We start from the raw sequence: 20,668 nt of genomic DNA, 5'->3' as shown, positions 1-20,668 counted from the left end.
TCTTGCGTTCCATGGAACAGGATTATGCACTTTCATGAATCGCCTTGGCTTGCATTCCCAGCCGGATCAGGTCGGGCATGTGCTTCTGGGCCGCCTCCCGGAATTCCTCCAGTATGGAGAGGCGCGGGCTGTTCTCCGCCATCAACTCAGCGATCACAGGACCACCATTGTCGAGCCGTGACCGAGCGAGAAACGCCATAATCTCCGGTTTTTGTGACCATGCCCCGCGGTTCATCATGCTGATCATCTGCGCATAGGGGAACGTAGCGGGGGTATCGGTTAGCGGGCCCGGACTTGCGAGCAGGTTCTTCTCGTTGTCGTCCTCAATGTGGGCTTCGATGAACGCAGCCATCGCCGCGCTGAATGTGACAATCGGCACGTGGAGCGGTTGCAGCACAATTTCGGCACCGCGAAACAATGGCCCCGAATGCTGGCGGGCTTCGAACGGTACGGCAGACGCGGTGCAGTCAATGAAGATTGTCGCCTCAGGCACGGAGACTTCGCTGCCAGAGAAGATCATCTTGCCGGGTTCAAGTGCAGTCACGCGGCCTTTCCGGATCACGTCCTTCACTTGGCGCAGGATATCTACTTCACCCTGGCTGATGGTGGCGTAATGGAACATCTCTGGCTCGACACTCTCGTCAATACGCAGATAATAGCCTTGCTCACCCAGTTTGCGCATCCATTCTGCACCGTCCTGTGCCTCACCCGCGGTGCGAAGCAGCGCCAGCTGCATGCTCATGACCTGTTCGAAGAATTGCTTGCCCGGTTGCGTGTAGTCGCGGTTCCATAGCCAGCTTTCGCGTGGACGGACCCAGCTAATGCTGTCCGGTTCAACCCCGGCTTGTATCAGCCATACGACAGTGTCCATCGCGGTCTTGCCCGCGCCCAGAACCACATATCGATCAGGTAGAGTATCTGGCTCCATCCAGAGAGCGGGCAGATCGCCCGGAACGGCAAGTTCGACACCCGCAGCCACTTCGAAATTCGGGGTGTGCGTGGAAGGAACACTAGTCTGATAGAACGTGGCATCAACCAGCTTGCGGCGGACTTTGATTGTCTTTTCGCTACCGTTCAGAATCGATCGGATAGTGGCGACGCCATTTTCGTCACGGCCAGTATACTCGCTCAGGCGATGATATTCGACGCGCCCCGTTGGTAGTAAACGCATGTTCATTAGCCGCTCAAAATATGCGAGCACTTCCTGCCCGCTCGCGAGCGCGAACAGACCCTTATTGGGCCCTTGCGTATCAATCTGTTCGCTTGGGAATGCCATCGAGTTGACGCCATATGTGCCGCTGGGCTGATGCAAGGCGACGAAGCTATAGGCATCGTTCCAGTGCCCGCCGGGTTTGGCGTGTTTGTCCACGAAGGTTATATGGCATTCAGGATTTTCGTCGATCAGCGTATCAGCGAAGGCAAGGCCAACAGCGCCGGCACCAACAATCAGATAATCGGTCTCGAACTCGGCCATGCGTACGCTCCCTGCGTTTACTCCGCTGCGACCATAGCGGGCCTAGCACAGCACTGCGTAAGAGCGAAACGGTGTTAGTTGCCGCTCATCACCATTTGGCTGCCATTGATCTCGACCGATCCGATCTGAGCCAAATAGGATTGGCCGAGCAAGGATATCTCGAGGCCATCCGGGATGATCACGGCGTCGACATTGTGGCGAACCATGCCGCCGATCTCGACTTCGGCAAGATTGGTCGGCACGCCATACACGGCCCCACTTGCACCAGATCCAATGTGTCGGACCTCGCTGTTGTCCCAATAAAGACCGGCGGCGCTCGCATCATTGGCGGTCAGCGCTATGACGCTGGCACCGGTGTCGACCATCATACGGATTGGTGTGCCGCTGACATAGGCATTGGCATAGAAATGGCCGTCCATTTCACGCTGCAGGGTATGATCGCCTGAGTACCAGGCGTTGCTTGATTGCTGACGCGCGGGATCAACATGAACCGACATCACTTCGCGTTCTTGGCCTGATTCAGTCGCAAACTGGTTATCCCCAGAGGGCACGATCAGCAGCGCAAATCCGCATACACCAATTGCAAAGGCGACATACTTTCCGAGCATTGCTCCAGAATAGTCTAGCCGGGTTAAGTCTCTCTAAAGTCTATTAAACCACTGTAAATTTGATATTTTCGTCGGCCATTGCCAGCATTGAACGGGCATGCCTTGCGGCAACTTCGCGCTGATCCTCACCATATCCACCACCAAGTGCGCTTGCGATTGGCAGGGCTCGCCTTCGCATTTCGCTGACAACATATCGATCACGTGCTTCGAGGCCGCCGTCGGTCAGCGCGAGTCTGCCGAGCCGGTCTTGTGCGTGGGGATCGACGCCAGCCTGATACAGAACAAGGTCCGGAGCAAAGTGAGTCAGCACCTCCGGAAGATGCCTGTTGAGCGTGTCCATATAGCCATCGTCATCGACCCCATCGGGCAGGGCAACGTCCAGACTCGAGCGTGCCTTGCGCACCGGAAAATTCTTCTCGGCGTGCATCGAGAATGTAAACACGTCCTCACGTCCTGCCAGCAGACTGGCCGTGCCGTCGCCCTGATGCACATCCAGATCGACAATCAAGATTCGCTTGGCTGCCACTTCAGCAATTAATCGGTTTGCGGAAACGGCAAGATCGTTGAACACGCAATAGCCAGCACCTGTGTCATGCAAGGCGTGGTGGCTGCCCGCAGCACTGTTGGCGGCATAGCCGTGGCGTTTTGCGAGCAGGGCGGCCAGCCAGGTCCCACCGTTCGTGTGCCTCACACGGCTGGAAATTTGCGCGGTTACGGGAAAGCCAATTCGGCGTTCTTTCTCTCGCGGGACGTTGGCGCGAAAGACTTCATCGACATAGGTGGGACAATGCACCGCCTCCAGCCATTTGCGGGGCATCGGCTCTGGAGCATGTTCAGTGATGGCCGCGCCACTGTCGCGAAGTGCCTCCATCACAAGATAATATTTGTCGAATTTGAATGTGCCGCGCTCTGGGCGCGGCGCCATGTAATCAGCGTGATGGACGACGTGGAGCATATCAAGCACCTATCGTGTGATCGAAGACGATATTTGCGCCGAGCGCAATCAGCATCACGCCACCGGCAATCTCTGCATGGCGGCCAAACTTGTCGCCGGCTCGCTGTCCCAGTTCGATTGCGATCGCTGAGAGAGCAGCAGTTACTGTCGCAATCAAGGCGCAGCTTGCCAGTGGTGGGAAATCCATCGTCGGTAGAGTTATACCGGCCGCAAATGCATCAACACTCGTAGCAATCGACGCTGCCAACAAGGCAAAGCCCGAAAGTCTGGCGGGACCTTCACTCTCGTTTCCACCGAACCAGATCATCTGTACGCCCAGCGCTGCGAGTAATCCGCCTGCAATCCAATGGTCCCAGGCTTCGACGAATGGCAAGGCTAGGCTGCCTAAGAGCCAACCGGCTAACGGCATCAGACCCTGAAATAGGCCAAACGCCATTGCGATGAGAGCCACGCTCTTCCAATCATGCCGGAAGCGCGCGCCTTGTGTCAGCGCTACAGCGAACGCATCCATCGCCAATGCAATAGCAAGTGAGAATGCAGTCAGCATTGGTGCTGCGGTTTAGCGGCGGGCGTTCGAATCTGGTGGCTCGCTGATCTCGATCTTGCCCACGCGCAGCCGGTCAATCCGGGCATCGCGTATTCGCAGCTTGCCGATCGCCATTCGACCAACCGCCATGGCACCGATCGCGACAGCGCCCATGGCCAATGCGCCAAGCGCGAAGGCACCTATTGCGGTTGCGCCGATCGCTCGCGCGCCAGATGCCTTTGCGGGTGTCGCCGTTTCGTTCACAACTGCTGGTAGCGAAGCAGGCTCGCTCACCTCTTCAAACCGCGTCTGATCCGCTGAAGAAGTGGAAGCCTTTTTCATCTATTCCGCCGCCACTTTGTGCGGATCGAATGCTTCAGCTTCGCCTGCTTCGATCTTCGCAGCCTTTTCTTCGACCAGCTTGACTATGTGATCCAGCATATCGTCGCTCTCGATATGGTGATCCTTCACTCCTGAAAGATAAACCATATGCTTGCCCGATCCGCCGCCTGTCAGGCCGATATCGGTCTCACGCGCTTCGCCGGGTCCATTGACCACACAGCCCAGCACAGAGAGCGACATGGGAGTCTTGATGTGCTCAAGCCGTTTCTCGAGCGTTTCGACCGTGCGGATCACGTCAAACCCTTGCCGCGAACAACTGGGGCAAGACACGACCCGCACGCCGCGGGTGCGCAAGCCCAGCGCCTTTAGCATTTCAAAGCCGACTTTGACCTCTTGCTCTGGCTCTGCCGACAGGCTGACACGGATCGTGTCGCCGATGCCTGCCCACAGCAGCGAACCGATGCCGATGCTGGATTTGACTGTGCCACCGATCAGGCCGCCTGCCTCGGTGATACCCAGGTGCAGCGGGCAATCGACCGCTTCGGCCAGCCCGTGATAGGCGGCGACTGCCAGAAACACGTCGCTTGCCTTCACCGCTACCTTGTATTCGTGGAAATCATGATCCTGCAGCAGCTTGATATGATCAAGCGCGCTTTCGATCAGCGCTTCCGGGCAAGGCTCGCCGTACTTTTCGAGCAGGTCCTTTTCCAGGCTTCCAGCATTCACGCCGATCCGGATCGCACAACCATTTGCTTTCGCGGCGCGGACAACTTCAGTCACACGTTCTGACGAACCGATATTACCGGGGTTGATGCGCAGGCAGGCAGCACCGCCGTCTGCGGCTTCCAATGCGCGTTTGTAGTGGAAGTGAATATCCGCCACGATCGGAACCCGCGCAGCTTTTGTAATCTTGCTAAATGCGGCGCTCGCTTCAACCGTTGGCACTGATACACGGATGATGTCTGCGCCCACTTCTTCGCAGCGCCGGATCTGGTCGATCGTGGCAACCGCATCTTCGGTCGGGGTGTTGGTCATGGTTTGCACAGTGATGGGCGCATCGCCGCCCACCGGCACGTTACCAACCATGATCTGGCGGCTCTGGCGACGTTCAATGTCGCGCCAAGGTCTAACGGATGACATGCGTTGGCATATAGTCACCGCAACATGAAGGGGCAATGACAGTTGGTGTGATCAGCAATCGGGTAAAGAAGAAGGGGCGCCGAATCGGCACCCCTTAAACTCAATTTGTTGGCTATAGCGTCCTACCAAACGATAAGTTTCGGCACGATCAATCGACCTATAATGGTGGCAACCGCCACAGGAACAACGTGCCATATGCCTAGATGCGTCACACTATCTACGGGGCAAGACATGCCGTAAATCAGCGTGCCGGTCGCGCCAGCAGCAATGCCGGTAAACCAGCCCGCTGCTTCATGGGATACGGGCGCACCTCGGCGCAACCAAAAGCTCAACGCGCCGCCGATACCCGTCGAAGCGATAAGCGATGCTGTAAAGCAATGTAACGCAAACGGATCGTTATGTGCGGCTGTGCCGAGTCCGTGAGACAGCAAGCTGATAAATGCGGCCAATGGCAGTACAAGCAACATGGCAAAGGACCACTTTGGTGCATCGTGGCGATTACCTACGCCGGGTGAGGCCATGGCGATCACGGCACCTGCACTGGCGAGGCCAAGCAGCAAGAGCAAGCCGTTCGTCACCCAAAAGAAAGGCGCGGCTTCGCCCTGGAACGCGCCAGACCATAAACCCTCGATAGCCAGCACGCCGATAAGTGTCAGCGCAGCGGCAACAGCTACCATCGCTATCCCATCGCGCTGTTTGAAGCTGCGGACGGGGGTCAGGTCATCGGTAAGTCCTGCGATCAGTTTGTCGCGGTTCTTATTCATTGTCATTCTGCCTTCTCGACAATCGCGGCCAGCTTCTTCAGGCCGCGATGGATATTCACTTTGACCAGGCTTTCGCTTTGGCCGGTCATTTCTGATGCTTCGCGGATCGAATGTCCTTCGATCTTCACGAGTTCGATTGCTTCTGCTTGCGCGTCAGGAAGATGGATAAACAGGCGTTCGAGACTGACGCGGGCCTCGACTACATCTTCATCACTGTCGACCGATGCATCATTGTCTTCCAGCAAGTCGCTTTCATGCTTGTAGACCTTACGCAGATGGTCGACCCAACGATAGCGGGCGATCGCTGCCAGCCATGGTAGGAATGGCCGGGTCACATCATAGGTCGCGCGCTTGTTGTGTACGGCCATTAGAACGTCCTGAACCAGATCATCTTGCTGATGAGGCGGTACGCGCTTGCGAAAATACCTCTCCAGCCACATGCTCACCTCTGACAGCAGCACGTTGTAGGCGGATTTGTCGCCCCTCTGTGCTGCCGCCATAAGGCGGGCTAGGGTGGCTTCTTCAGCGATCACTGTCGGCGAGCCTTTACGACAATTGCGTCGGCCGAGAGCATTCCGCTTCCGCGGGCAATGAGGACCGCTGCGAGAGCAATCGGCACCATTGCCCAGCCAAAGAAATGATCGCTGGTCGGGAATACGAAGATTTGAATGACGAGCGTCATGATCAGCAATGCTACCGCTGAAAATCGCGTCGCAAGACCCAGCACCAGCAGGATCGGGAAAAGAAATTCAGCATAGGTTGCCATGGGTACGGCGAGGTCGGTCGGTATCGGCAGACCTGAGAACTGGTCTTCGAAGAGGAAATACTGCGTATCAGTGATTTGCAGCCAAGTCCCTTCCTCTACCTTAGTCTTGTACGAACGCCAGAAGATCCCGGCTAGCGCAACGCGAGTCAGCAGCAGTGCGAAGGCTTCGCCAATTACATTCGCGACAAGGCCGACCGCGCGATCATATAATGCAACAACAGACCTCATGGCATTTCTCCTATGCAATTGTTCTTATCAATCAACGATTGATCGGTTTCAGTGAGCCATTGCCCTTGGGCGTCTCGATGTTTTCGCATGCGCCCTTCGGAACCAGCTTCCATGCATTGCCCTGATAGTCGCGGGTAGATGAACCGGCACAGCTGGTGCCAGGGCCGGCTGCACAGTCATTCTTGCCAGCCTTGGCAATGCCATAGCATTTTTCCATTGGCTGCTTCTGAGCGGCGGCGGGGGTTGCGGCCAGACCGGCAGTGATGCCAGCTGTCAGTGCAATGCCGGCGATCTTCGCGATTGAATTGGTAGGCATAGGGGTTCTCCAAATTGAACTTTACACTCAAGATCCGGCGATGTGCCGGAGATGCCTGTTGGTTCGTGGCCAGTCCGCGAACAGTTACAGGGCATGATATTTTTTCGCTCGAGTAACCCGCCGCCTGTTTTCAACGAACATGCCTGTGTCCGGTTGGACAATTACCCCCTCGTGGCATCCGCACTGGGATGTCGCGCAATTTGAAGTGGAGAGTTTCATGAGTACCCAGACACGCAGAACCGCCTTTGCAGCACTCGCGGGCGCAATGGCCTTGTCATCAGTTGCAGCCCTCGGTGCAGAGCCACCGGCGGGAAGCAGCGGCAAGGCGCTAAGCGCGGATGATGTGGTGCATTGCTATGGCGTGCATTCGTGCAAGGGCCAGGCTGACTGCGCGACAACCGAAAACGCTTGCAAGGGTCAGAATGAATGCGCTGGTCATGGCTTCAAGGCCATGAAAGCTGGCGAATGCCTTAGCGCTGGCGGCACAATCGGCGATCTTTGATCGCTGATTGATGCGGCATGGTGGCCTGGCGTTCCGCGCTTCCTCTACCCCCGGATCACGTCGGCGTGCCGGGTCACCACTTTTTGCTCGGGAAATGAGACGATGACTGCAATCAAACCGTTCGGTGGCTTCGGCCTTGGCTTGAGGCGCTCTCACTACGCCCACTTTCTTGACCGTGACGTGGCTGTCGATTTCGTTGAGGTGATCAGCGAAAACTACATGGTTGATGGCGGCCGCCCACTCCGCATTCTTGAGCAAGTTCGCGCAAGGCACCCGGTGATCATTCACGGCGTGTCGATGTCGATCGGTTCAGCCGTCGGGCTTGATGAATGCTATCTCGCCAAGCTGAAGCGGCTGGAACAACGGATCGATCCTCTTTGGGTTTCAGACCACCTGTGCTGGACCCGCACCAGCGCGCACAACAGCCATGATCTGTTGCCATTGCCGTTGACGGAAGAGGCGCTGCAAGTCGTTTGCGATAATATCGACCGCGCGCAATCCTATCTCGGGCGGCCGATGCTGTTCGAAAACCCCTCCAGCTATATCACCTTTCCGGAAGACGAGATGGCGGAGTGGGAATTTCTCAGTGAGATGACCCGCCGCACCGGCTGTTATCTGCTGCTGGATGTGAACAATATCTATGTCAGCGCACAGAACCACGGTTTCAGCGCAGACGATTATCTGGCCGGCTTGCCGCTTGAGCGTGTGCGGCAGATCCATCTGGCGGGGCACACACCCGGAGAGATCATCATCGATACGCATGATCGCGAGATCTGCGATGATGTTTGGGCGCTCTATGCCAAGGCCATGGCGATGATTGAACAACCAGTCGCGACCATGATCGAACGTGATGACAAGATCCCGCCTTTGCCTGAATTGCTGACAGAGCTTGATTGCGCGCGGAGCCTGGCTCGCGAAAGTGTGCCTGCATGAGCGGCGCGCAATCCTTGGCTGATCGCCAGTCCGCATTCATGGCGCAAGTGCTCGATCACGATGCGCCACTTCCCGAAGATTGGGGCGACCGCCATTCTGCCGGCATGAACGTGTACCGCGGCAACTATCGCTCCTCGCTGGTGGAAGCGCTCAAGAGCACATATGCAAAGACCGAACGCTGGGTTGGCGAAGCTGCGTTTCAACGCGCGGCTGCGCATCATGTGATTACCAACCCGCCGTCGAGCTGGACGCTGGACGATGCAGGCGCGGGATTTGATGCAACTTGTGCAGAGCTGTTTCGCAATGATGGCGAGGTCGCGGAGTTAGCTTGGCTCGAATGGACGATGCTGGAAGCCTTCACAGCGGCCAATGTTGAACCTTTGGGCGCACAGGATTTCAGCGCACAGACGGCAGGCTTTGGTGAGGAGCAATGGACCAATCTGCGCGTGGCATTCCTGCCCGGAGCGGCAGCGCGCGAAGTGCATCATGATCTGCGCGCCATCTGGAACGCACTGAACGAAGAAGAATTCGACCGGCCGCAAGCAAACTATGATATGCCGCACTCGGTCCTAGTCTGGCGGGAAGGCGAGCGTTCAACTTTCATGATGGGCAGCGCTGAGGAAGCGCGCGCCTTTCAAGCGGCACAAGCGGGCACGCCTTACGGGGAAATTTGCATGTTTCTGGCGGGTGAAAGTCCTTCCGAAGAGCAAATGCACGATGCGGCGATGCGGGCAGGTGCATTGCTGGGGCGATGGCTGAATGAAGGGCTGATCGCCTCGATCGAGGCTTGACAGTTAATCTCGATAGTTCAGAGATTTCGTTGACACAGAAGAAGGATGTCGGCCCGAAATGTCAGTCGGTGAACTACGTAGCGCTAAGCCCAGTCTCTTGATGCGCATATTGGTATGGGTGGTTTCCAAACGGCCAAGCGTCTTTCCAAAGACTCTAGAAGAGGTGGCCCCTTTCCTTGACGGACGAAAGCTGCCGCCGGACGCCCCCATGCCTGACAGCTTTAACTCCAAGTTTGAAGTTGAGAATTGGAAAGCAGCAGGTCACGATTGCGTTACCTTGCACCCCAAGACCGGGAAGGGTGCGCGCCATATCCTCTACTTCCACGGCGGCGGTTTCGTGTTGCCGATGTTCGACGTACACTGGCCGCTGGTTGCCGAATTGGTCGAACGCACTGGGGCGAGTGTGACTGTACCACTTTACCCAGTTGCCTCGGAAAGCACGAGGCAAGCCCAGGATGCGGTGGCAGACGCAGCCTATGCGAAGCTGCTGGAGCAGTGGGATGCGTCGAATATCATCCTGTCCGGTGACAGCGCCGGCGGTCATATGGCTTTGGCGCTGGCTTTGCGGTCGATCCGGAATGGTGGCGCAAAACCGGGCAAGCTTGTGCTGTTTGCGCCATGGCTGGATGTGACGATGGCCGACGAAGCCATGCGCCAGGTGGAACCAAATGACTTCATGCTGAAAGTCGACGCTGTTCGCGAACTTGGCACAATCTGGGCAGGCGATACCGATCCCAAGGCGCCGGAATGCAGCCCGCTCTACACCAGCGAAGCTGAACTCTCGCAGCTTCCGCCAACGCATATCTATGTCGGGCGGCACGACCTGTTCGTGATCGACAGCCGGACTTTCACGGAAAAGCTATCCGCCGCGGGCGGCGATGTTCAGCTCTATGAATATGCCGGTGCGCCGCATGTCTTTATGGCAATCCTGCCAACGCGCGAGTCCAAGGATTGCTTGAAGCTTGTTAGCGAATTCGTGCGCGGCTGATTTAAGCGGAGAAGGTTTCGCCAGTCATCTGCTCGCTGACCGTCCATAACCGGTCAGCGATCTGTGGATCGATTGCATAGCTGCGCACGCCTCCGGCAGACGACTCATCGTCATTCTCGGCCACATGGCAATCTTCGCAATAGAGCCCGCCTTTGCCTTCAAGCTCAGGAGCGGTCGCGGCCCAACAGCTTGTTGCTGCACCTTGGGGAATGGTCTTCCATTCAAACGCCCTGTCACTGGTGGTGACACGTGCCAATAGCGCTTCGATATCCTGTTCTGTCAGGTGCCGCCCCAAATTTGTCTGAATACCGCCTGGGTGCACCGCATAGGCGTGTACTCCCTTATCTGCGAAGCGTTGCTCAAGCCCTAGGCTGAACAGCACATTCGCAGTCTTGGCCTGACCATAGCTTGTCCATTTTTCGTATTCGCGATGTTCGAAATGGGGGTCATCCAGATCGACCGGGGCAAAGTGATGCCCGCGGCTGGACAGGTTGACGATACGTTTGTCTTCTCCCTTGAGAACAAGGGGCATGAGGTGCTTGGTCAACGCAAAATGACCTAGGTGATTGGTGCCGAATTGCATTTCGAACCCATCAGAAGTCTGCGCCTTGGGGCACGCCATGACGCCCGCATTGTTGATCAGCAGGTCAATTTTATCGAAACGTTCATTCGCCTCTGCGCCGCATGCGCGAATGCTTTCCAGTGATCCCAGATCGCCAATGATCGTCTCGACATTCGCGCCGCTGACGTCGCTTTCGATCGCCGCCTTGGCTTCGTTGAGTTTGGCCTGATCGCGCCCGGCGATCACGACATGCGCACCCTTTGCAGCCATCGCGCGCGCCGTTTCCTGACCAAGACCGGAATTGCCGCCGGTTACGAACACGGTTTTCCCTGACAGATCGTGTCCTTCCAGTACTTCATCCGCTGTCGATTGTGCGCCGAATGCCATGCCGTTTCTCCCAATTTTGCTCTGATCTCTAGCCTAACTCTCAAGTGGTCCATCACCAAACGCAAAAGGCAGTTGCTATCGCCATCGCACTGACGAATAGTGTGCCTCATGAAAAAACTGCTTTCGCTGCTCGCCCTGGTTTCAGCAATTCTTGGAGGACCTGCTTTGGCACAGGACAGTCCCAAATGGTCGATCGCGATCCACGGTGGGGCAGGCACGATAAAGCCGGATAGCGTTCCCCCGGAAAAGGAAGCTGAATATGAAGCGGCGCTGCAGGAAGCGTTGGATGCTGGCGCTGCGATCTTGGCCGATGGGGGCAGCGCGATGGATGCCATTCAGGCGGCCATTGTGCTGATGGAAGACAATCCTTTGTTCAATGCGGGCAAAGGTGCGGTCTACACATGGGAAGGCGAGAACGAGCTTGATGCGTCAATCATGGACGGGCGCGATCGCAGCGCGGGTGCAGTCACGGGCGTAAAGACCATCAAGAACCCGATCCTGCTAGCGGACAAGGTGCGCACCGATAGTCCGCACGTCTTCCTGATGGGTGAAGGCGCGGAGCAATTCGCCGCAGAGCGTGGCATCGAAAGTGTCGATCCGAGCTGGTTCGAAACTGAGGCTCGCAAGGAGTCGCTCGAACGGATGAAGGCCCGCGAACTATCGGCACTGGATGTCGATCTGAAATTCGGCACAGTGGGCGCGGTGGCGCTGGATCAGGACGGCAATATGGCTGCTGGCACATCCACCGGCGGCATGACCGGCAAGCGCTGGGGCCGGATTGGTGACGCGCCGGTCATCGGAGCCGGAACCTATGCCGACAATCGTAGCTGCGCGGTTTCAGCCACCGGCTGGGGCGAGTACTTTATCCGCGTGGGCGTGGCACAGGAGATCTGCTCGCGGTTGCGGATTGCTTCTGAGGGCGAGGAGCAAGAACTTCTCACTTCGCTTCGCCGGTTGATTGGCCGCAAGAAGGTTGATGCCAGCGCGGTAAGACATGATCGCGCTCAGCAAACCGCCGATGATGTAATGGCCGAAGTCAAGGAACTCGGCGGTGATGGCGGGATCATCCTGGTCACGCCTGAAGGCCATGCGCTCTACAGCTTCAACACCGCCGGCATGTATCGTGGACGCGCGAATAGCGAAGGCACGAACGAGGTCGCGATCTTCGGCGGCGAGGAAACCGGCTCGGACACGCCCGATCACTGAGATTTATAATGTGGCGTACTCCGCCAAAACCTCGCCTACTTGCGCCAGCACTTGCTCAGAGCGTGGATCTATCCCGGTTTGGATGTTTGGCGCGCGATAATAGGTCGCAAAGGTCAACGGTGCACGCGCCGGAGGCGTAGCGAAGCCGATATCGACGTAAAGGCTGGCCATTCCGGGCCAGAATGAAGTGCCGGTCTTGTCTCCCGCAGTCCAGCCTTCGGGCAAGCCAGCGCGCACTCGCCGTGCGCCGGTCTTTGTGTCGACCACCCATTGGCGCAGGGTCTGCCGGTTCGCGTCTTTCAGCACTTCGCCAAAGCATAGCGCCGCCACGGTCCGCACCATCGCGGCGGGCGTGGTTGTGTCGCGCAGCTCGCCTTTGGGTACATGATTGAGCGCAGGCTCTATGCGATCGAGGCGGCTGCCCGTATCGCCAATCAAACGCCAGAATCTGGTCAACGCTTCCGGACCGCCGAATTCGCGCAACAGGACATTCGCGGCCGAGTTGTCGCTGGTCTTCTGTGTCGCCTCGGCCAGCGCGCTCAAAGTTGCGCCTTGCTCTGTCCGCGGGGCGGTAAAGGGCGAGTAGGCAACAAGTTCATCCTCGCTCCAGCGGACCAGGCGGTCAGCGTCATCAATGGATTGCTGGTCGCGCCACAATGTCAGCGCAGCCAGCGACAGCTTGAAAGAGGAACAATGGCCAAAGCGTGTGCCAAGGTTGTGTCCCATGATCGCGCCGGTTGCGGTGTTGAGGAAAGCGACCCCCAAAGTTCCCCCAGAAGCGGCCTCGATGATGTTCAGCTTTGCTGCCAACCTGCCTCTGCGCGATGGGTCAATCGGTACACATGCGGCTGCGCACGCAGATCCGATTCCGGCGAGTATCGTGCGACGATGCCAACTCATGAAAACTTGTCCTTCTTGCGCTTGCCGAAGCGCATATCGCCCTCAAGTTTTGCGCGCAACTGAGCGTAGAACGCTTCAAGGAAAGCCCGCTCATCACCGCCGCCCGGTTCCCACCCGATCTTTCGGCAAATTGCCGCGTGGACGCTTTCCAGCGCAGTTTGATTTTGCTCCCGCAGGACCCGCTCAAGCGTTTGCAGTTCTTGTTCGCCATAGACTGAGAGTTCGTCTTCGCCGAAGTCATATCGGGCCCCCGTAACCAGGCTGGTGCCTTTGGCAGCACCTTGTGTTGACAGCGTATCCTGCAGCTTGATGCGCGGTGCCTCCACCACCCAAGTGCCTGCGATGATGTCACCTGCGCGCAAGGCATTCTTGTTAAGGAACGGGATCAACATGAAGATGACGAACCAGATCATCCCGGCCCAACCTGCACTTCCTGCCGCGCCGCTGGGGGCCACCTGAATAAAGGCGATGGGCAGGAACAATTCGATATCGCGGATCAGATTGCGTGCGACCACCGCCTCTGCGGTTAGCTGTGCGCCGCTGCGGGATGCTACGCGTATGCCAAGCAGTCGCTTGCCCGGGGTTGCCCCGCGAGGGCCCAGTTCAAAGAACAGGAAATAGCCATATCGTGCGGCGAAGCTGATCAGAATCCAGAGAACGACAATGAACTCGATCGCGCCCGTTGGATTGTCGAGATTACCCTCGAAATCGAACAGGCCGGTGAATGTCCAGAGCAGCAGCAGGAAGATCGCGATGAGAGCGAACTGAACGAAGAACAGGTCAAGCAACAGCGCGCCAATCCGCGCCCCGCGTGAGGCAACGGTGAAAGGCAACGACAAGCCTTCGGGTGTGATTACCTGCCGTATCCGCTTTTCGGTGTAGTTGGCTACCGAACTGCTCATGCTTCACCTGCGCGGCGTTTTCCGCCGTAGAGGAAGAAATAGGCGAGCCAGAAAGTGAGCAATGCGGCCCCAATAGCCATCCGGCCTTCTGCACCGTCCACCAACTGACGCGGGAAGGCTTCAAGGAAACCGGCTACAATCATCATTACGATCACGCCGATCATGACTACTGCAGCGCGCTTGCCGCTTTCCGATGCAGCTTGCAGGATCGTACGCTCTCCGGGAAACGCCATGGATCTTCCCACGTGCAGCCCGGCTGCACCCGACAAGAGTATGGCGAAGAGCTCAGTAGTGCCATGTACGCTCAGCCAAGCCGCAAATTCGAAGGTTAGCCCTTGGCTGCTAAACAACCACAGCATGGCGCCAAGCAGCGCCATATTGTGCACCAGCAGCAACAGCGACGGGATACCGAATGCAAATCCCAGTGCGAAAGCCAGAATAGCTACGCCCGCATTATTGCTGAAAAGAGCTGCTGCGAAGATCGATAACCCTTCAGAGCTGTCATGCGTGGCCAGTGTCTCTGCCAATTGCTCCCGGCTTGCCCCCGGAACGCGTCCATCGGACATGGAAGTCGGAACGAGTGCGTAGAACCATTCTTTGTCCCGCGCGACCAGAAACCAGCCGACCACGGTACCGGCAACCATCACGAACAACGCGATACATACATCAAGCCAGATGCCGCGCACGGCCCGGCTCCATCCGCCAAAGAGAAAACCACGCAGCCATGCGAACAAGCCCTGCCGTGGCCCGTAAACCTGATACCAGGCGCGCTGAACCAGTGTTTCAAGATAGCTGAGTGTTGCGCGATCAAGCGATGTCTCACGCGCAACTGACAGGCTGGAGGCTGCGATCCTGTAGAGTGCAGGCAGCGCCAGCAGTTCTGCGTCGGTAACACGGCGCATCGAGCCTTTTTCCATTCGCGCAAGGATGTCTTCCAACCGCCTCCAGTCGCTTTCCCGTTCCAGCCGGAAGCGGTCAGAGCGCAGGACCGCGCTTTCGATATCGGGCGGGGTCTCGATCTCTGCCGATTTCCCGAAGCGGGCGATAATGGGTGTCTTCATCCAATCGCCTCCTGCCGCTTGATCGCGAAATAACGGTCAATCAGCTGAGGGCCGATCTGGTCCCACGGCGCGTCGACGACATCGATCCCCAGGCGACGCAGGCGTTCCAGTACAGTCGCGCGCTGGCGGGCCAGAGTGTCCGCTGTAACGCTGCGCGCCAAGGTCGCGAGGTCTTCAGGCGCGGCACCGACGTACTGCTCTATCTCGGCATCAGTGATCGTCACGAACAGGACCAGATGATGTTTGACGAGCCTTCCCAGGCTCTCGATCATCAACTCTGCCGCAGTCGGGTCGGTGAAGTCTGAGAACAGGACGATCAGCGAACGGCGCTGAAGCTTTCCGGTGAGCGTTGCCAGCGCGAGCGTGAAATTCGGCTCAACTGCGTGGTAATCGAGCTCCGCAGCCGAGCTTTGCAAGCGATGGAATGCGCGTGTGTCGCTGACGAATGGGGTCATCAACCCCGGGCGCTGAGCGAATCCGAACAGCGAGACCCGGTCGCCGCCTTTCATCGCGACATAGGCGCAGGTGAGAGCGGCTGAGACTGCGCGGTCGATCCGGGGTAATCCGTCCACCGGCTCACACATCGCTTGCCCGCAGTCGAAGGCAAACACGATCTGGTTGTTGCGCTCGGCCTCGTTCTCGCGGGCGTAGAGCTTGGTGTGGCGTGCGCTGGCCTTCCAGTCGATCCAGCGGCGGTCCATGCCCGGCTCATATTCGGAAAGCGCTTCGAATTGAGTACCTTCACCGCGCAAACGGCGTGCGATGAGTCCGATTTGCGCATCGCGCAGGAAAGTTTGCAGATCCGCGCTACGTACAGGCGACAGGTCGGGCCAGATTCGGATATCGATTGCCAACTCACGCTCAACCTGTCGGGCGCCAAGCCCTAGCGGCCCTGTCCAACGCAGCCATGCTCGTTCAATTCGCGCGGTTCCGCGGCGCGAAGGTACGGCGCGGAATTTGCCGCGGGCGCTGTCTTTACCATCAAGCAGAACGATCGTAGCGCGGCCTTCTTCGTGCAGCCGCGGATCAAATTGCACTGCGGCCTCGATACGATGCGGAATGCGGTCTTTCGCGAACTTGGCGTGTGCGACAATATCAGTTGCCTCGCCGACTTCGGCGTCATCGTCAGCTTCAATATCCCATGACGTAATATCGCCGGCGAGAAATGCGTCGAGCAGAACCAGCATGAACAGTGCCGCTGCCGCTGCGGGTGCAACCACCCATGCCCCCGGCGATATCGCGCCAAGCAATACGGCAACTGGCGCTGCGCCAGCCGCCAGCCAAGCGGCGCGTTCTGTTGGGACAAAAGGCAAGTTAAGCTTCATGGTGTCTTAGCGCGGTGCTTCCGTCGCTTCGACCAGCTCTGTCACCAGTGTTTCCACATCGCGACCCTCAATCTCTGCTGCCGGGCTTAGCGTGAGACGGTGACGCAGCGCCGGTACCGCCAGCGCCTTCACGTCGTCCGGGATGGCGTAGGCGCGCCCATCGAGCGCCGCACGCGCTCTTGCCGCATGAGACAGCAGCACCGCGGCCCTGGGGCTGGCGCCAACTGCAAGATCGGCGTGCTCGCGCGTGGCACGGATCAGGCGCACGACATAATCGGTAATTTCCTGCGCTGCGGTCACATGCGCGACAGCACCCCCTGCTCGCGCAAGCGTTGCTCCGTCGGCGACAGCTGTTACCCCCAATTCCGCTGGGCGCGGCGGTCCCTGATGCACGCCATATTTTGCAACAATGGCGGCCTCTTCTTCCTCTGCGGGGTAAGGGACAAGCAGCTTGAACAGGAAGCGGTCAAGCTGCGCTTCTGGCAGCGGATAGACGCCCTGATTCTCGATCGGGTTTTGTGTTGCGACCACCATGAACCTGTCTGCCAGATCATGCGTTTCACCATCCAGCGTGACGCGGCGTTCCTGCATTGCTTCGAGCAGCGCAGCCTGCGTCTTGGGCGGGGTGCGATTGATTTCGTCAGCCAGCAGAAGATCACAGAAGATCGGCCCGCGCGTCAGCGTGAACTGGCTGGTCTGGAAGTTGAACAGGTTCGAGCCGAGGATATCGCCCGGCAACAGATCCGGAGTAAACTGGATGCGCCCGAAATCGAGGCCGAGCGCCGTCGCAAAGCTTTGTGCAAGGAAGGTTTTTGCGGTTCCTGGCGGCCCTTCCAAAAGCACGTGACCCTGACTCACCATCGCGATCAGCAAGCGATCGATCATGTCATCCTGGCCAACGATCGCCTTGCCCACTTCGCCGCGGATCGCGCCGGCCAGTTCGCGCAGCTCTTCCAGTGTCATGGAATTGGTGTCACTCATCGGATTAGTTTCCTCTCAAGTTCGTGCAGGCTCTCTGCTGCGTCGAGAATATCTTTGGGGCTTTGCGCTTCGCGCAGAGCATTGGTGCGCATGGTCACGGGTGGCTCGTCCGGCAGTACCCGCCGTGCCGCCGCATCCAGTGCGTCATTGTCAAACCTTGTCATGCCAAGCCGCTTGGCGATGCGGCGCTTTATCAGTTCTGCATATGGCGCGGTCAGCATCGGGAAACGCCGTGCGCGCAGGATCAATCCCGCGCTGTTGGCAATCAGAGTACCTTTTCCAAAAGCATGCGCGGGAGCTTCGACGCGGGCAGGACCAAAGCGGCGGAATGCGCGCCAGCCGATCATGATCATTGCTGCAATCAGGCATAGTGTCGCTGCAAGGAATGGCGGGGTGAATACCAGCGTCAGCAGGTTCTTGGCTCCACCAAGTCCGTGCAAGGTCAGATCGAAAGTGACGCTGGTTTCATCATCGTAGGAAAGTTCGCGGACAAGCTTCATGGCAAGCTCGGCGCGGGTCCGGTCACCTATGCCGTAATTATTCACCAGATCAGGCTCTGTGATAAAGATAATGCGCGAACCATCGTTGTAGAATTCACTGCCTTCCTCGCCATAAAGTTCAAAGGCGACCACGCTGCCCTCTGGTCCGCGCACAAGCACGTCATGCGTGTCCTTCTGCTTGCTATAGGCGAGCGTTTGCGTAGGCAGATTTCCTGACAAACCCATGCCGGACCATTCCATGGGTTCATCGGCGCCGCGGTCCGCAGCTTCCTCGTCACCTTCATCGCGCGAGGTGTCCAACTCGTGCTCGAAGGCGTACAATTCAGGCATCTGCGAGGTCCATTCGGAACTATTGGCGAAGTTGAGCCTGACCCAGCCTTCCTTCACTTCTTCGCGGATCTCGAGCGGCAGCTGATCAGGGAAAGGACTTGCCCACCATTTGGGCAAGATCACCAGCGTCGGGCCGTAGTAGAAGCGATCCTCAAGGATTTGCGCGAACTCCTCAGGATCTGTCTGCATTGGTGGCGTCAGTACCAGCAGGCCGTAGGTCTCAAGCCCACCCCGGCTGCGCGAGAGCTCTACATCGAACCCTTCCAATTCAAGCAATGTTGCAAGGCCTGCATAGCCATTGAGACCATTTGATGCCGCATGCGCCCGCGCGTCGTTGCCGTCACCTCCGGTATCTCCAATGCCTATGAAGTAGAGTGTGGCAATAAATGCAGCGAAACTCGCAATGACTGCCAGAAAGACAGTGCGGGCATTAAAGCCAGATGCGCGGTGCGCGCTCATGCAGCACCTCGATCAAGCCGACTCAAGGCGAATTGGGCATAGGCCTCTCGTGCGGCTTCCCAATCGGCACGCTCCAAATGTGTCAGCGCAAACAGGCTGCGTTCGACCCGTTCAGCAATAATAGTAAATGCCTGCCGCGCCGCTTCGGGCAAACCCTCAATCTGCGACAACTCGCGTGCGGTTGAGGAAGGTTCGACCCAGTCGGGCCGCGCTGATGACATATGGCTAACGCTGCGTTGCAAGAGCAGGTGCGTGGCTTCGTCGAACTTTCCTTCGGCTGCCAGCCGGTCAGCCTCTTCGAGCAGCGCCACCGCTGCGCCCTGATCTGGCCGCCATTCCGGCTCTTCTTCCAGTTCAATCTTATCGCGCTTCACCCGGCCAAAGGGGTCGATGATCTGGTAGAGCATATACAGCACGCCACCGATCAGAGCGGCTAGCAAGATCCACTGTAGGACCGGCCACGCAGAGCCGAACAGTCCGCCTAGCGCCTCTGAGAGAATCTCTCCGATCCATCTGAAAAAACGCTCAATCAAATTGGGCTCGCGTGGCGGCTGGACTGGCATTTCTACAGGCGCGAATTGAATATTCTCATTTGCGCGCAACTGTTGCCAGCTGTCGGATGCTTGATCTGAAACAGATGGGGTAGGGGCGACCGCGCTCATTACTTGCGTGGTGACACGGCAGCGTCTGCTAAGCAACCGCTACCAATTGAGGTAAACACTCTTTTTTACTTGGAAATTGATCTCACCCGCGCGCGCGCGCCTGTCGATAGCTGCCCAGCATTTTCAGTTCCTTGCAATGAAAGGCAAGCTCTTCCAGTGCCCGATCCACCGACGGGTCACCAGGGGCACCGATAATGTCGGCATAGAACATGGTGGCAGAAAAGCTCGCGCCTTTCTGATAGCTTTCGAGTTTCGTCATGTTGACGCCGTTGGTCGCAAACCCACCCATCGCCTTGTACAGCGCTGCAGGAATATTTTTGACTTCGAACACGAAGGTTGTGATCGCATCTTCGCCGGCAAGGGTTGCTGGATCAATCGCGTCGCGCGCGCAAATGACAAAACGCGTCATGTTGTCCGCGGCATCCTCGACATTATGCTCGGCAATCTCGAGGCCGTAGAGCTCGGCGGCAATGGCTGGCGCGATGGCGCAGAGTGTCGGGTCCTGCTTTTCCGCGACATAGGCAGCGGCGCCCGCGGTGTCAGCGTGGCTAAGCGGCACGATCCCGCGTTCGCGCAGGAAATGGCGCGATTGGCCCAGTGCCTGGGGATGGCTGTACGCCGCGGTATAAGGCCCCTTGGTAATACCCATCAGTGCATGATGGATCGGCATGAAATACTCACCAACGATCTTCAGACCCGATTCGGGCAGCAGGAAGTGAATGTCAGCCACGCGGCCATGCTGCGAATTTTCAATCGGGATGATCGCGAAGCCGGCATTGCCGGTCTTCACTCTCTCTAATGCATCGGCAAAGCTGAAACAGGGAAGCGGCAAGTGATCCGGGCAGGCTTCCATAGCGGCACGGTGCGAATTCGCTCCGGGCGACCCCTGGAACGCAATCGCGCGCTCGGGTTCCGCTTCAGCGGCGGCCTGCATGGTCTCAACCATGGACATGGCGGGGGCGGGAAAGCTTTGCATTGTGAGTGCGCCTATCGCGCGAAATCTTCTGCCGCAAGCCTATTGCACACACTGCAACAGATAGTGCCCTGATCGGTCTTGCTA

General features: G+C 57.9%; 24 protein-coding genes. 5 read left to right on the top strand and 19 right to left on the bottom strand.

The genetic code is table 11. The features are described from left to right. Positions 1-22: 22 nt before the first annotated feature. The 10 genes from A6F69_RS12735 to A6F69_RS12690 all read right to left on the bottom strand — a co-directional run bounded on the left by A6F69_RS12735 (position 23) and on the right by A6F69_RS12690 (position 7,119). Entirely contained in the window at positions 23-1,474 is a 1,452-nt protein-coding gene (locus tag A6F69_RS12735; RefSeq protein ID WP_067601987.1) for an NAD(P)-binding protein, read from the bottom strand. A 74-nt stretch (positions 1,475-1,548) separates the two neighbouring features. After that, positions 1,549-2,082, bottom strand: coding sequence for a retropepsin-like aspartic protease family protein (locus tag A6F69_RS12730; RefSeq protein WP_067601982.1), 534 nt, complete (start codon positions 2,080-2,082; stop codon positions 1,549-1,551). A 43-nt stretch (positions 2,083-2,125) separates the two neighbouring features. Further along, positions 2,126-3,007 (bottom strand): histone deacetylase family protein, encoded by an 882-nt coding sequence (locus tag A6F69_RS12725; protein WP_245638253.1) that lies wholly within the window; start codon positions 3,005-3,007, stop codon positions 2,126-2,128. Between the two features lie 31 nt (positions 3,008-3,038). Next, positions 3,039-3,584, bottom strand: a complete 546-nt coding sequence (locus A6F69_RS12720; protein ID WP_067601980.1) for a manganese efflux pump MntP — start codon at positions 3,582-3,584, stop codon at positions 3,039-3,041. Positions 3,585-3,596: 12 nt separating this feature from the next. Continuing rightward, complete coding sequence (locus A6F69_RS12715) at positions 3,597-3,905, bottom strand: hypothetical protein (RefSeq protein WP_245638252.1); 309 nt, start codon at positions 3,903-3,905, stop codon at positions 3,597-3,599. Continuing rightward, a complete protein-coding gene (gene ispG, locus A6F69_RS12710) occupies positions 3,906-5,045 on the bottom strand; it encodes a flavodoxin-dependent (E)-4-hydroxy-3-methylbut-2-enyl-diphosphate synthase (protein WP_067601977.1) in 1,140 nt (379 codons plus the stop codon). Between the two features lie 122 nt (positions 5,046-5,167). Next, a complete protein-coding gene (locus A6F69_RS12705) occupies positions 5,168-5,809 on the bottom strand; it encodes an NrsF family protein (protein ID WP_067601974.1) in 642 nt (213 codons plus the stop codon). Positions 5,810-5,811: 2 nt separating this feature from the next. Next, positions 5,812-6,342 (bottom strand): sigma-70 family RNA polymerase sigma factor, encoded by a 531-nt coding sequence (locus tag A6F69_RS12700; protein ID WP_179946161.1) that lies wholly within the window; start codon positions 6,340-6,342, stop codon positions 5,812-5,814. Then, the gene (locus tag A6F69_RS12695) at positions 6,339-6,803 is read right to left on the bottom strand and encodes a DoxX family protein (protein WP_067601971.1); all 465 of its coding nucleotides are present in this window, start codon (positions 6,801-6,803) and stop codon (positions 6,339-6,341) included. Before A6F69_RS12695 ends, A6F69_RS12700 begins: the two co-directional genes overlap by 4 nt. 31 nt (positions 6,804-6,834) lie before the next feature. Continuing rightward, positions 6,835-7,119 (bottom strand): BufA1 family periplasmic bufferin-type metallophore, encoded by a 285-nt coding sequence (locus A6F69_RS12690; RefSeq protein ID WP_144573568.1) that lies wholly within the window; start codon positions 7,117-7,119, stop codon positions 6,835-6,837. A gap of 217 nt (positions 7,120-7,336) precedes the next feature. On the opposite strand from A6F69_RS12690, the gene bufA2 reads away from it, so the two are divergent. From bufA2 to A6F69_RS12670, 4 genes are all read left to right on the top strand, one after another. After that, the gene (bufA2, locus tag A6F69_RS12685; RefSeq protein ID WP_067603161.1) at positions 7,337-7,621 is read left to right on the top strand and encodes a BufA2 family periplasmic bufferin-type metallophore; all 285 of its coding nucleotides are present in this window, start codon (positions 7,337-7,339) and stop codon (positions 7,619-7,621) included. Positions 7,622-7,723: 102 nt separating this feature from the next. Then, positions 7,724-8,554 carry an MNIO family bufferin maturase gene (gene bufB / locus A6F69_RS12680; protein ID WP_067601968.1) on the top strand — a complete coding sequence of 277 codons (831 nt, stop codon included), beginning with the start codon at positions 7,724-7,726 and terminating at the stop codon, positions 8,552-8,554. After that, the gene (locus A6F69_RS12675; protein ID WP_067601965.1) at positions 8,551-9,345 is read left to right on the top strand and encodes an HvfC/BufC N-terminal domain-containing protein; all 795 of its coding nucleotides are present in this window, start codon (positions 8,551-8,553) and stop codon (positions 9,343-9,345) included. The genes bufB and A6F69_RS12675 overlap by 4 nt, the downstream gene beginning before the upstream one ends. Positions 9,346-9,553: 208 nt before the next feature. Beyond that, entirely contained in the window at positions 9,554-10,333 is a 780-nt protein-coding gene (locus tag A6F69_RS12670; protein ID WP_245638251.1) for an alpha/beta hydrolase fold domain-containing protein, read from the top strand. A 1-nt stretch (position 10,334) separates the two neighbouring features. Here A6F69_RS12670 and A6F69_RS12665 read toward each other — a convergent pair whose 3' ends face one another. Continuing rightward, complete coding sequence (locus A6F69_RS12665; RefSeq protein ID WP_067601959.1) at positions 10,335-11,282, bottom strand: SDR family NAD(P)-dependent oxidoreductase; 948 nt, start codon at positions 11,280-11,282, stop codon at positions 10,335-10,337. Positions 11,283-11,390: 108 nt separating this feature from the next. On the opposite strand from A6F69_RS12665, the gene A6F69_RS12660 reads away from it, so the two are divergent. Then, entirely contained in the window at positions 11,391-12,488 is a 1,098-nt protein-coding gene (locus tag A6F69_RS12660) for an isoaspartyl peptidase/L-asparaginase family protein (protein ID WP_083984809.1), read from the top strand. Positions 12,489-12,491: 3 nt separating this feature from the next. Here the strand turns inward: A6F69_RS12660 and bla are convergent, their stop codons facing one another. The 8 genes from bla to A6F69_RS12620 all read right to left on the bottom strand — a co-directional run bounded on the left by bla (position 12,492) and on the right by A6F69_RS12620 (position 20,584). After that, positions 12,492-13,388 carry a class A beta-lactamase gene (gene bla, locus A6F69_RS12655; protein WP_067601956.1) on the bottom strand — a complete coding sequence of 299 codons (897 nt, stop codon included), beginning with the start codon at positions 13,386-13,388 and terminating at the stop codon, positions 12,492-12,494. Continuing rightward, positions 13,385-14,290, bottom strand: a complete 906-nt coding sequence (locus tag A6F69_RS12650; RefSeq protein WP_067601953.1) for an RDD family protein — start codon at positions 14,288-14,290, stop codon at positions 13,385-13,387. The genes bla and A6F69_RS12650 overlap by 4 nt, the downstream gene beginning before the upstream one ends. Then, complete coding sequence (locus A6F69_RS12645) at positions 14,287-15,351, bottom strand: stage II sporulation protein M (protein ID WP_067601950.1); 1,065 nt, start codon at positions 15,349-15,351, stop codon at positions 14,287-14,289. Before A6F69_RS12645 ends, A6F69_RS12650 begins: the two co-directional genes overlap by 4 nt. Then, on the bottom strand, positions 15,348-16,676 hold the full coding sequence (locus A6F69_RS12640; protein WP_067601948.1) for a DUF58 domain-containing protein: 1,329 nt from the start codon (positions 16,674-16,676) through the stop codon (positions 15,348-15,350). Before A6F69_RS12640 ends, A6F69_RS12645 begins: the two co-directional genes overlap by 4 nt. Before the next feature lie 6 nt (positions 16,677-16,682). Beyond that, a complete protein-coding gene (locus tag A6F69_RS12635) occupies positions 16,683-17,657 on the bottom strand; it encodes an AAA family ATPase (RefSeq protein ID WP_067601945.1) in 975 nt (324 codons plus the stop codon). Continuing rightward, positions 17,654-18,946, bottom strand: coding sequence for a DUF4350 domain-containing protein (locus tag A6F69_RS12630; RefSeq protein WP_067601942.1), 1,293 nt, complete (start codon positions 18,944-18,946; stop codon positions 17,654-17,656). Before A6F69_RS12630 ends, A6F69_RS12635 begins: the two co-directional genes overlap by 4 nt. Beyond that, a complete protein-coding gene (locus A6F69_RS12625) occupies positions 18,943-19,608 on the bottom strand; it encodes a hypothetical protein (protein WP_067601939.1) in 666 nt (221 codons plus the stop codon). The genes A6F69_RS12630 and A6F69_RS12625 overlap by 4 nt, the downstream gene beginning before the upstream one ends. An 82-nt stretch (positions 19,609-19,690) precedes the next feature. Beyond that, positions 19,691-20,584: a prephenate dehydratase gene (locus A6F69_RS12620; protein ID WP_067601936.1), complete on the bottom strand. Its 894-nt coding sequence runs from the start codon at positions 20,582-20,584 to the stop codon at positions 19,691-19,693. Positions 20,585-20,668: the final 84 nt, after the last annotated feature.

The organism is Altererythrobacter ishigakiensis, assembly GCF_001663155.1.
GTDB lineage: Bacteria > Pseudomonadota > Alphaproteobacteria > Sphingomonadales > Sphingomonadaceae > Erythrobacter > Erythrobacter ishigakiensis.
This window is presented reverse-complemented; position numbering and strand designations above follow the sequence as displayed.